Source organism: Alteromonas sp. AMM-1, assembly GCF_047290655.1.
Classification (GTDB): Bacteria; Pseudomonadota; Gammaproteobacteria; order Enterobacterales; family Alteromonadaceae; genus Alteromonas; species Alteromonas mangrovi.
Map to the genome: position 1 here is coordinate 1 of NZ_JBLBUE010000100.1, position 12,471 is coordinate 12,471.

Annotated in this window: 6 protein-coding genes and 1 pseudogene; 4 read left to right on the top strand and 3 right to left on the bottom strand. The window is 45.3% G+C overall.

Going from position 1 to position 12,471, the window contains the following annotated elements:
- Positions 1–736: 736 nt before the first annotated feature.
- Complete coding sequence (locus ACLR2L_RS14165) at positions 737–3,886, bottom strand: beta-galactosidase (RefSeq protein ID WP_413368903.1); 3,150 nt, start codon at positions 3,884–3,886, stop codon at positions 737–739.
- Between the two features lie 193 nt (positions 3,887–4,079).
- Here ACLR2L_RS14165 and ACLR2L_RS14170 point away from each other — a divergent pair, with 193 nt between their 5' ends.
- Positions 4,080–4,946 (top strand): helix-turn-helix transcriptional regulator, encoded by an 867-nt coding sequence (locus tag ACLR2L_RS14170; protein WP_413368905.1) that lies wholly within the window; start codon positions 4,080–4,082, stop codon positions 4,944–4,946.
- 42 nt (positions 4,947–4,988) lie between these two features.
- Here ACLR2L_RS14170 and glpD read toward each other — a convergent pair whose 3' ends face one another.
- Together glpD and ACLR2L_RS14180 are read right to left on the bottom strand one after the other, a co-directional pair.
- Positions 4,989–6,491, bottom strand: coding sequence for a glycerol-3-phosphate dehydrogenase (glpD, locus tag ACLR2L_RS14175; RefSeq protein WP_413368907.1), 1,503 nt, complete (start codon positions 6,489–6,491; stop codon positions 4,989–4,991).
- 298 nt (positions 6,492–6,789) lie between these two features.
- Positions 6,790–7,548 carry a DeoR/GlpR family transcriptional regulator gene (locus tag ACLR2L_RS14180; RefSeq protein ID WP_413368909.1) on the bottom strand — a complete coding sequence of 253 codons (759 nt, stop codon included), beginning with the start codon at positions 7,546–7,548 and terminating at the stop codon, positions 6,790–6,792.
- A 161-nt stretch (positions 7,549–7,709) separates the two neighbouring features.
- Here ACLR2L_RS14180 and glpK point away from each other — a divergent pair, with 161 nt between their 5' ends.
- The 3 genes and pseudogenes from glpK to ACLR2L_RS14195 all read left to right on the top strand — a co-directional run.
- Complete coding sequence (gene glpK, locus ACLR2L_RS14185) at positions 7,710–9,194, top strand: glycerol kinase GlpK (protein ID WP_413368911.1); 1,485 nt, start codon at positions 7,710–7,712, stop codon at positions 9,192–9,194.
- 299 nt (positions 9,195–9,493) lie between these two features.
- The gene (locus ACLR2L_RS14190) at positions 9,494–12,238 is read left to right on the top strand and encodes a TonB-dependent receptor (protein ID WP_413368913.1); all 2,745 of its coding nucleotides are present in this window, start codon (positions 9,494–9,496) and stop codon (positions 12,236–12,238) included.
- Between the two features lie 67 nt (positions 12,239–12,305).
- A pseudogene (locus ACLR2L_RS14195) lies at positions 12,306–12,471 on the top strand (SLC5 family protein); the annotation flags it as partial.

Sequence of the window (12,471 nt, forward strand, 5' to 3'; positions counted from 1 at the left end):
GCACAAGGCACCCAGCGCATTAGTAACGCCTTTCGGAGCAGACAAGACTACAGCAGCACCATCTGCCTGGTGAATGGTCGTGCTAATCTCGGTCACCCGCAAGTAACGCGTTGCATCGGCCAGAGATGAACCACCAAACTTTAAGACTTTCATTGAATGCTCCTTGACTGCATTGTTATGGGCCAGCTTGCCCCTTTCGTTACCGCAAAAAAAAACCCGCTCTTTTCAGGGCGGGCTTTCGATGTCTGTTTGCTTACGCGCACTAGCCAGCGACCGCCCTCCAAGAGGTGGTAATCATCATGCCGGTAGTGCTAATAATCGTCTTCATGCGTTCAATTTGCCGTATAGACGTCTATATGTCAACAGGCTTTGCGCATTTTTCAGACCGTTCTGATCATTTCGTTCTTGTCGGTGGCAATATGCTAATAACGCGCGAGCGCACCTGAAGAAAAAATGTATAGAGAACCGCAATTACCGTCCGGATTATTTATTTACTGTCGCTGGAGTCTGGAGACTTAAAGCATCGCAAGTGCGATGTTCGTGCTGTCTTAACCACTTTCTAATTATTCATTTCGTTTTTATTATTTTTTTGAGCGCGCATGTTACCACAACTGAAAGAGAGTTTAACCTGCAATTTTATACGGAATAGGTTCGCCAGAATTACTTTCGGCAAGATAGCCGCTACTTGTGTAGCGGCTTTTGAACTCAGTGCCCTGATGGCCTTATAGGGGGATAGCTATTTATTCGAATGAAAACTGACCTGGTAAGTATACCGCTTTTGTTCAAGTAAAAAGGCTTTATGTGTACTCGGGCTCCAGGAATCATCGCCCCCAACGCCCATGTGCGCATGATCAATGTACACAAACACACAATCCTGGGCATATAGATCACAAGTATGTTTGGCAGCGTCTAATTGAGCCTGCCCATATTCACTCACACTAAAATGAAACGTACCGGTTACGTTCAGATTCCCAACCGACAATGCCCGACAATTGCAGCGCAAGCCATTGTCAGTCGGATAAATATAGCGCGTTTGCATATCGGTTAGATTCGAACAATAGTTTCCAAATCTGGCACTAGCCAGCCTGTCCGGATAGTTTTCGTGAGGCCCCATACCCAACCAGTTCACCTCAATACCGCTATTTCCGACGCCAGGCTGATTCAGCTCCGACACTACCGCAGGAATTGCGGTTTGAATGCCTATACGAGGCATGGGTGGTAAACAATCATCAAGTAAAACATCTACCGTAAGATTGAGTTGTGCAGATGGACTGATGATGTAGGTCCACTTTGTTGAAGCTACGAGCATATCTGCGTAGTGATATTCAAATATGGAAGTTACGCGGACATCCTCTGAACTTTGCAGGACACGGAAGTCTGTACATGTTCGTTCCCAACTGCCAATACCGGCCCGACGCCAACGTGACTCCCACGCATTAGGGTCTGGGTTGTTGACTTCACTTACTCCGATGTCGTTGTCCAGCGGAGCCCTGAAAAAATGATCTTCTATTGGTGCACTCAGTGTTTCTCCTTTTGCAGTTAACCAGGAAATAAGCAAGCCATCTTCCTTATCAAAGCTAAAGGTATTTTCAGCAATGCGTACGCTAAGGGTTTGTTCATCCTCCAGAACGGCTCCCCGTCCATCAGCATAATTCTCTTCAGGCCACGCGGTTACGCCGGTCAAAAACCCGGCGAATCCAGCCTTGTTATCGAGCGCTAACTGAATGGTGTCAGTTATATGCCCTGCCGAAGCCCAAGGGCAGTCCCGCGCTAACATTACGTCAATATTAAGGTGGTAAGTCGCACCAGGGTTCATCTGTACATCAGGCAAAACAGAGATCACCATACTGCTTTGCGGCGCAATATGCAGCGCTATTTCACCCTGTTGGACTGACTTACCGTTTTCCAGGATCTGCCAACGTGCAATTTCATTGTCTACGGTTCGGAACAAGTAATCGCTCGTAACGCAAACCTCAATGACGGGGACTTGCTGAACCAATGAAAAACTTAAATGTTGCTGACAAAATTTGGCTTCCTGCAAATGAGGATGTGGCGTTCTGTCTGGAAACAGCAAGCCATTGATACAAAACTGTCTGTCATTTTCCTCGTCACCAAAATCACCGCCATAGGCCCAATAGGCCTCTCCGCTATTGGTATACTTGGTTAATCCCTGGTCGACCCAATCCCAAATAAACCCACCCTGCAAGCGCGGGTATGCCTTAAATGCAGCCCAATACTCGTCAAAGCTACCCAGGCTGTTACCCATAGCATGTGCATATTCACAAAGAATCACTGGACGATGTTCACCAGGCAAGGATAACCATTTTTTGATTGACCACTTAGGTACGGCTTCATCTTTAATGTCTGTATTAACACGGGCATACATAGGGGCAATGATATCGGTAGAAGATGTGTTTGCCCCGCCACCTTCGTACTGGACTGGGCGGGAAGGATCGAATGATTTTGCCCAACCATACATAGCGTCGTGCGTTGGCCCATGACCGCATTCATTTCCAAGCGACCAGATAATGATGCAGGCGTGGTTTTTATCACGTTCAACCATTTGTGTGAATCGCGCAAGATAAGCCCCTGCCCAAAGGGGATCCCGAGATAGCCGGCCCATCGGGAACATGCCATGGGTTTCAATATTTGCTTCATCAACTACATATAAGCCGTATTCATCACACAACTCATACCAACGAGAATGGTTCGGATAGTGTGCAGTACGTACTGCGTTAAAGTTATTTTGCTTCAACAGTTTAATATCCTCGAGCATACCGGCTTCGTCAATCGCATGGCCTGTTTCAGGATGGTGCTCATGACGGTTTACTCCGCGTATAAGCGCTGGCTTACCGTTGATCAGCAGTTGTCCGTTTTTCATTTCAATGGTTCTGAAACCAATATTATACGCTTCCCTGTCGACAACCTCGTTTGCGCTGTTTAAAAGCGACACGACTATTCGGTACAAGTGTGGCGTTTCGGCTGACCAGTGCTGGGGCGACTCAACCTTTAGCGTTTGAAAAACAACATCGTTCCAACCGCCTTTTTCATCAACGCGCTTGTTGTTCGCACCTGAAATCAATTGCTCAGTGACGGCCTTACCAGCATCAAACAATTGAATACCTACTTGGTAGTCGGCCGGAGCTTTAATGGCCGTGCGAACGGTTACCAGACCATCCCGATAACAGGCATCCAGTGACGGTGTAGCAAATACGTCCTGAATATAACATTGCGGTTTGGCTACCAGATTGACATCCCGGAAAATGCCACTTAACCACCACATATCCTGATCTTCGAGGTAACTTCCGTCAGACCACCGAATTACCATCACAGCCAGGTGGTTTACCCCTTCAACTAAAACCTTTGACAAGTCAAACTCTGCGGGCAAGCGACTGTCTTGCGAATAACCAATATAAGTTTCGTTGCACCACAAATGAAACGCACTGTTTACGCCGTTGAACACAATATGATTGCGGTTCTGAAGAGACGCTTTAGTTAAGGTAAACGTGGTTCGGTAGCATCCGGTTGGGTTGTCAAAGGGTACAAAAGGCGGGTTAACTTCAAAGGGATATTTTACATTACAATAAATAGGCTTATCGAAACCCTGAAGCTGCCAGTTTGATGGTACCTGAATGGGATGCCATTTATCTGCCTCACCGACAGGTAGAACCCTTTCGATAAAGTGTTCAGGTACCGCTTGAGGGGCACTATATAACCGAAAATCCCATACTCCGTTTAAACTACGAATTTGCGCATTCGTGTTTTGAATGGCATCTTCCAGTGAAATAAAACCGTGATGAGGACTATGTGCGCCTACTCTATTACGCTGAAATACCACAGGATTTTGCCAATCATTTTGAGCCACAATCTGAGCAACGGTTGCCATCTTTTTTACCCTTTGTACTGTGTCGCTAAAACTAAGCGAATACCCTTTAAAAAAGCCACTAGCCCCTGCAGAACGGCAGAAACTCCGGCGATTTAAATGCGTTAATTGTCGCCGTGAAATATAGCGAATATTTCTGAAATACTTTATGCTTTAATCTTGCATTTATTTAACCAAAACTATCATTTTAACAAATATGCAACTCACCTTTACAGACGTTGTGAATATAGGACCTCGATGCTATGAGCGCTTCATTGATATTGAAAATGCGCCTGAAATTAGCAGTGTGGGTATTGAACTGGCTGGTTGCTCGAATTTATCAGGGGAATATGTTGTAGGCCGGGTTATGCCTCCCAATCACACGCTGTTTTATTCGCTTAATGGTACCGGGATGTTTCGCACGCCAGCAGGAAACCTCGCACTGAACGAGGGTGAGTTAATTGTTCTGCCGGCAAAACAAAGTTTTGAAGTCAGTATAACTTGTGAGCAATGGGATATTATTTGGCTGAACCTATCTGATTGTCATACATGGCAAGCATTCGCAAAAGAAAAGGCCTGTGTTGTACAACATGCAGCCCTGGAGGGGCTTCACTTCGCAATGGAATCCTTGTACCTTGAAAACGCACCGCAGAACCGACAAGCCGCGCTGCACATCGCAACGAGTTACCTTTACCGGTTATGCGACAAACTGCGCCACTCATACATGACCGAAAAAGCGCAAGAGCACCGCCCCAAAACACTACACGCCAATAGATTAAACGCGCTTTTCGCTGCCATAGACAAACAATTGCAATTCGATTGGAACATTGAAAGACTGTGTGAAAAAGCCCACTATTCCGCACCTCATTTACACAGACTGTGTTTACAGGCATATGGAAGAAGCCCCATGCAGCAGGTTATTCACATGCGAATGCAAAGAGCTAAAAGCTTGCTTAAAAGTACCCAGTGGCCTGTCTCATATATTGCCAGCTACGTTGGATACGCCAATGTATTTACTTTCTCAACGCGCTTCAAAAAATCAGTTGGAATGTCACCGACTACGTTCAGGAGTCTGAATACATAACGACATTCAGCTTGCTCTGCTGAATGCCGGTTTGTCTGAATTCTATTGCCGAACTTTAGTTAAAATGTAACTTTCCAGTGTTGACTGCTGTTCAAAACTCAACCTCAAACCATGTTTTGTGCGACGCCAAATAATATCTTCCAGTGTCATCGCCCATTCCTGTTCAATTAAGTAGTCAACTTCGGCCTGAAAAAGTCCCGCGCCAAAGTCAATGCCCATACTATCTGGCGATGTCGCACTTTTAAGAAATTTCTTGCACAGCATGCCGTATTGCCTTGCATAACGCTGCGCCACATCTTTAGGTAACCACGTATATTCTTTCATTAACAAACTCACCAGCGCCGTCTGACTGCCAAATGTCCCCCCTGGCAATAACGCGGTTTTGGTCCAGGCCTTTTTGGCTCGAGGGAAACAACTTGCCAGTTTATCTACTGCATGCTCCGCGAGTTTGCGATATGTGGTGATTTTACCTCCAAACACATTCAGCAAAACAGGCTTTCCTTTTTCGCCAACCAGTTCAACCTTGTAATCGCGGGTTAATTCCTGTGCAGAAGCATTCTTCTCCTCAAGCAATGGTCTAACGCCGCTGTAAGAATGAATTATGTCATTCGTTGTCGTTTTTGACTTGAAATAACTATTTATTACTTCAAGGAGATACGTTGTTTCAGCATCTGAAATCGACGCTTTCGAAGGATCCCCGGTATAGTTTTCATCTGTAGTGCCAACCAGTGAAAACTCACCTTCATAGGGAATAACAAACACGATCCGGCCATCTTTATTCTGAAGAATATACGCCTCATCGGTATCATAAATTCTGCGCACGATAATGTGGCTGCCTTTCACCATTCTCATCGATTTTGGATTAGCCACACCAGCCACTCTATCCAAAAATGAGACAGCCCATGGACCAGCAGCATTAACGATTGCCTTGGCGAAGATTGTAAACGTTTCCCCTAAAACAGACTTCAGTTCAACCTTCCAAAGACTACCTTCCTTTTTGGCACTGATGCACTCAGTCCGCGGATAAATAGTTGCCCCACGGTCACTCGCAGCAATGGCATTTAAAATTACTAGTCGGGCATCATCGACCCAACCATCGGCGTATTCAAAGCAAGTAGAGATACTATTTACCAGCGGGCCATTCTGACTGGTAGTGACTTTTCTTGAGCGTGGTAACACATTTCGCTTCGCTAACGAATCGTAAAGGAACAAGCCTATGCGTATCATCCAGGCTGGGCGCAAGTGCTTCTGATGCGGGAGTCTGAAACGCAAAGGCCACATGATATGAGGGGCTTTATTGAGCAACACTTCCCGCTCTGCCAACGCCTCTTTTACCAATCTGAATTCAAAGTGCTCCAAATAACGAAGTCCACCGTGAATCAGTTTACTGCTTGACGACGATGTTGCACCGCCCAAATCGCCTTTTTCACACAAGGCAACAGACAGTCCTCTGCCCACAGCGTCCAACGCTATGCCAGTGCCATTGACTCCTCCGCCAACAACTAACACATCAACCACATGTTCAGATTGATTTTCGAATTTCATACCGCGCCCTTTCACGCCTATTAATTTTTACATTTTCACCTTGCAAAGGAAAGCATGTCAACAAAAAAGAAAAATAAAGAACAAAAAGGAAAATACGAAAAGTAAAAAAAAATAAATTAGATATCAAAAAACATTAACCAATGAAAGCTAACTGGTTATAAGAATGGAATTTTTTATATGATGTTCGAATGAAAGGCAGTTGCGCAAAATAGCCATTTCACGCTAGGCCATTGCATAGAAAAATGACAAAAGAGGATGTCAGAAACAATTTTGATACTCTAAGCGAATGAGGGACTTATCAGGCCAGCACGAATTTTATCTCGTTATCCTTAATGATTTCCATAATGCCTGATGGTGGAGTTTTGTCGCATACCAGACAATTAATTTGTGAAATATGCCCCTGTTCTACCATCGCTTTACGTTCAAATTTACTGTAATCAGCCGCAAGTATAACGTGTTCGGTATGCTTCAGAATTGCCTGCGATACTTTTACTTCCCTGAAGTCGAAATCCAGTAATGCACCGTCGGCACTGATCCCACTGATACCAATGATGCCATAATCCATTCTAAACTGACTAATGAAGTCGCACGTTGCCTCCCCTATGATTCCACCATCGCGATAACGTACTTCACCTGCGGCGATAATTACCGAAAAGTCTGATTTTGCTGAGAGAATAGTCGCAACATGAATATTATTCGTCACTACGTGAAGGTTCTTATGATTCAGCAACTTTGTTGCGATCATCTCTGTTGTTGTGCCGATATTGATAAACAGTGAAGCTCCGTCGGGGATCATCGCGGCTACCGCCTCCGCAATTTTCTCTTTTACCTGACTATTTTGTGTTTTGCGATCCTGATAGGGCGTATTTTCCCAGGTCTTGTTCAGTCCTGCGCCGCCGTGATAACGATTCACCACCCCACTCTCTGCAAGTTGATTCAAATCTCGGCGAATGGTCTGTGGTGTCACCTGACAAGTAGACACTAAATCATCAATAGACATAAATCCATGCTGTTTGATTAGCCCAACAATTTTTTCGTGTCTTTGCGTCTGATTCATCAATTACTCAACTATCATCAAAATAGATGCCAAGTATACGTGTTTACTGGCCAACTTCCCACGCGTAAAAGCACAGCAAATGTTCGATTGCGAAAACCAAGCATTGTTAATCGAGTGTAAATGTAGCAAAATCCTGTAAAAATACCGTTAGGATGATGCTCATGAAACACCATATTCTTGCTATTGACCAAGGCACAACAAGCTCACGTAGTATTATTTTCTCTTCAGAAGGTAAAATTGAGGGTATTGCTCAGCAAGAATTCTCTCAAAAATACCCGAATGATGGTTGGGTCGAACACGACCCAGAAGAAATCTGGCAAAGTGTTATCACTACACTCAAAAGCGTCTTTGATAAAACAGCAATTACACCCTCACAAATCGCATCGGTGGGGATTACCAATCAACGGGAAACGACTTTGGTTTGGCACAAGGAAACGGGGAAACCTGTATACCCTGCAATAGTGTGGCAAGACCGAAGAACGGCACAAATTTGCAGAGAACTCAGCGAAGATGAGAGCCTGGTTAATTACATCAGCGAAACAACCGGCCTGCTGTTGGACCCGTATTTTTCAGCAACCAAAGTTGCCTGGATTCTGGATAATGTGGAAGGTGCAAGAAAGCAAGCTGAAAATGGAGAGTTGCTCTTTGGCACTGTAGATACTTTTCTTATTTGGCGTCTAACCGGTGGAAAATCGCATAAAACTGACGCAACTAACGCGTCGCGAACCATGCTTTTTGATATCAATAAACAGTGTTGGGACAGCAGGTTGCTGTCTGCTTTCAAGATTCCATCCTGCATGTTGCCTGAAGTCATGGACTGTGCCGCAAATTTTGGGGTAATTGACGAAAGTCTGCTCGGTAGTGCGATTCCAATTTCAGGCGTAGCGGGAGACCAGCAGGCTGCGTTAGTGGGCCAGGCATGCTTCGAGAAAGGCATGGCAAAAAGCACCTACGGTACTGGGTGCTTTATGATTTTAAACACTGGTGATACACCACTTCGGTCTAAGAACAGACTATTGACAACCGTAGGCTACAGACTCAATGGCAATACCACCTACGCTCTGGAAGGAAGCATTTTCATGGCTGGAGCAACCGTTCAATGGTTGCGTGACGGCCTGAAGTTAATTGACGATGCAGCTGAAACGGAGGCGTTAGCAAGACTCGCCAGACAAGACAATGGCGTATTCCTGGTTCCAGCATTTACCGGACTGGGCGCCCCCTATTGGGACCCTGACGCCCGTGGCGCCATTCTGGGTTTAACTCGCGATACAGGAATAAGTGAAATCGTGGCGGCCGGATTGCAATCCGTTTGTTATCAGACAAAGGATTTGCAAAAGGCAATGGAGAGTGACGGTGCCCGTCCCACTACAATCCGCGTTGATGGGGGGATGTCCAGGAATGATTGGGTAATGGGATTTCTTTCAGACATTCTGGGGGCGGAAGTAGAGCGGCCAAAAATTACCGAAACTACAGCATTGGGCGCGGCGTTCCTGGCAGGCCTGCAAGTTGGTGTATTTAAGGGTGTGGATGATCTTATCCAGTGCTGGCAGAGCGACACTGTGTTTACCCCCCGGCTCACAAAAATACAACGTGATCATGCCTATTGCGGATGGGTTGCAGCAGTTGAGAGGATTCGCTGCAAGTAAGTTCGTTTATTTTCGTTTTATAACCAAATGTGGTTATTTTTCATTGTTAAATATAAAAAAATTTTTATAACAATGTAGTTACATCGTAAATTTGTGCTAATATGACCGCAGAAGGTAAACGTTTAACCGGTCACCTTCTGTAAAATAATACCTATTTTTCATAAGCTTAAATAGAAACCAACCCGATTTCGATACTAAGCAACATGATAAGAAAATGTTAATCTATATTAATAAAGGCATTTTTAATCGTGATTGAAATGGAAAATAAGTTGAAAGCAGCCTACTCATGGAGAAACACAGTGACACATAAAATCAACACATCACAGTTAGGCCCTATTGCAAAACGCACTCTTTTAGGTGTTGCCATCGCATCTGCCCTACACACACCAATTTCAGTTGCCCAACAGGACGCTACACCTAATGATGACCAGGTAGAAATAATCGAGGTCAGGGGGTTTACCAGTTCATTAAAAGCATCAATGCTGGATAAGAAGGCTTCTGATGTAGTGTATGATGGTATTACTGCTGAAGATTTAGGCAAATTTCCCGACCAGAACGTCGCGGAATCATTACAAAGAATTACAGGTGTTGCCATCGACCGTTCTGGTGGTGAAGGACAATACATTACCGTTCGTGGTTTTGGTCCTGACTTCAACACAGTACTGGTTAACGGACGTCAAATCGCTACTGAAAATCAGGGGCGTTCATTCAGCTTCGACACGCTTCCTGCTGAACTGATAAGCGGCGCGAAAGTTTATAAGAGCCCGCTGGCTTCCATGCAGGAAGGCGGTATCGGTTCAACGGTAGAAATTACTACTGCGCGCCCATTTGCTTTTGACGGTTTTAAAGCCGTAGCCAGTGTTAAAGGTATGTACGAAAGCATATCTGAAGAGACTTCGCCACAAATGTCGGGGCTGATTACCAATACCTTCGCCGACGGTAAACTGGGTGTATTGGCCGCAGCATCATTCCAACAGCGTAAATTGCAAACCAACATGCTGGAATCACGTTACTGGCGTCCGGGTGTTAGTATTACTGATCGTTCAGAAGCAAATAACCCAGCTTATGCCAACAACGCCCAGTACAACGGTGTTTATATTCCACAGAACTTTGACCAAATTGTTGACCTGGTAGACCGTCAAAGAACCTCTGGTACACTGGTAGTTCAATACGCGCCCAGCGATGACATGACATTGACATTTGATGGCTTGTATTCAAAATTTGAAGTTGATTCAGACGCACACAGTGTTGGTCACTGGTTCTCCGACAGTAACCTGGACAACCTGTCATTTACTGAGAATGGCAGCCTTGCTGGCGTTACCAGTACCGTCGTTGACGGCGTAGGTGGCGCAACAGACTTCATCCGTCGTCGTTACGGTCGCGATGTGGAAATTCAAGCTTTTGGCACTAATGTAGAATGGTTGATCAACGACAATCTGACAGCCAATATCGATATTTCAACTTCAACAGCGAAAGATGGCAGCGGTGGCGATAACTTCTTTACTGTTGTTGGTTACAACAACGAATACAGTGTCGATTTTACCGGCGCAACCCCTACACTTACAGTAGCAGGCGGCGATGCGGCGCTTCAGACTCCATCATTGGGCAGAATGCACTATAACGAACGCAATGGTTTCGATACCGAAGATACCATTAGTGAATATCGCGCAGACTTCACGTGGGTGCCCGACACTGACTCAGCCTTCCACAAAGCTGATTTTGGTGTGTATTATCAGGATCGTGAAAAAACAAACACCCGCTTGTTTGCCTCTGCCTGTAACGTATATTGCGGATACAATTTTGATCTGCCCGACGAACTATTATCTGTTTTTACAGCGAAGAACTATTTCGGTGGCGTACCAAATCAATGGCTAACCTACGATCCTGAAGCGTTTTTTGCTTATGCGACATCTGACGCTGCTGTTCAGCAAATTGCAAATGCCACCGGTCTTTCATTTGATGAGGTGCGGGCAACTATCGATGCTACCAATATTGCGAATCCTCAGCCTGGTAATGATTCATTTGCAGTAAGAGAAGAAGTGCTGAGTGCTTATGCACAGTTCTATTTCTCTACTGAAATTTCTGACATGCCACTGGATGTTAATTTTGGTTTCCGTTACAGCGAGACTGACACTTCTGTTGATGGAACCAGCCAGATCGTTAAAGATCTTCAGCCCATTCCAAATGACCCGTCAGATTTGAACATTGTGTATGAAACAGACTTTGGTACTGCGGTTAACGAAACGAACAGTTACGCGTCCCTGCTTCCAAACCTGAACGTTAAGTTACATTTAACCGATGATCTGCACCTGCGTTACGCCTACTCAGAGACGCTTACTCGCCCTATGATGGACGACCTGGTTCCTGTGTTCAACGTTACCGTGTCACGTCCGGGTAACTTACAGGCGCAGGCTGGTAATACCGCGCTGCAACCATATAAAGCAACGAGCTGGGATGTATCTTTAGAATGGTATTACGACGATACCAGCTATTTCTCTGCAGCAGCATTTAACAAGGAAGTAGAAGACTTTATCGCTGGTGATGTAGCCGATGAATCTCTGTTCCTGGACAGCGGCGAATATGTATTTAGCGTACTGCGCCCCAGAAACGGTGAAACACTGGAAGTTGAAGGTCTTGAACTTGCCTGGTTGCACACGCTTGAGAATGGCTTTGGTATTCAGGCTAACGCCACTATCGTAAACTCCGACGCTGAGTTCAGCCTGCCTGGCCTGGGTAACTCACAGAACATCACCGTTTTCTATGAAAAGGATGCGTTCCAAGCGCGTATCGCGATGAACAACCGCGAAACCTTTATGCAGGAAGCCGTAAGTTCACTGGGTGGTACAGAGCCTCGTTTTACTGAAACCTATACTCAGTTCGACATGAGTGTAAGCTATGACGTAAACGAAACCTTTACCGTGTTCTTCGAAGGTATCAACATTACTGATGAAGAATTAACACGTCGCGGACGTTTGTCGGAGCAATTTGTTCAGCAGGTTGCTGACGGCGCACGTTACGCTGTAGGTGTTCGCGCTAACTTTTAATTAAATCTAAACTGTACAGGGGGCAACGTCGCCCCCTTTTTGTCTTTACACTGCTGAGGAGTTTTACGTGTCAGGCAGCTTAACTCAACTAGTCGTTTTCATTTTCATTACCGCTCTTATTGGTCTCCTGACTTATTTAAAGTGTCGTGGTCACAACCACAGTAAAGCCAACGAGAACAAAGAATATTTCCTGGCGGGCGGCGGACTGACCTGGATTTTTGTTGCTGGCTCCA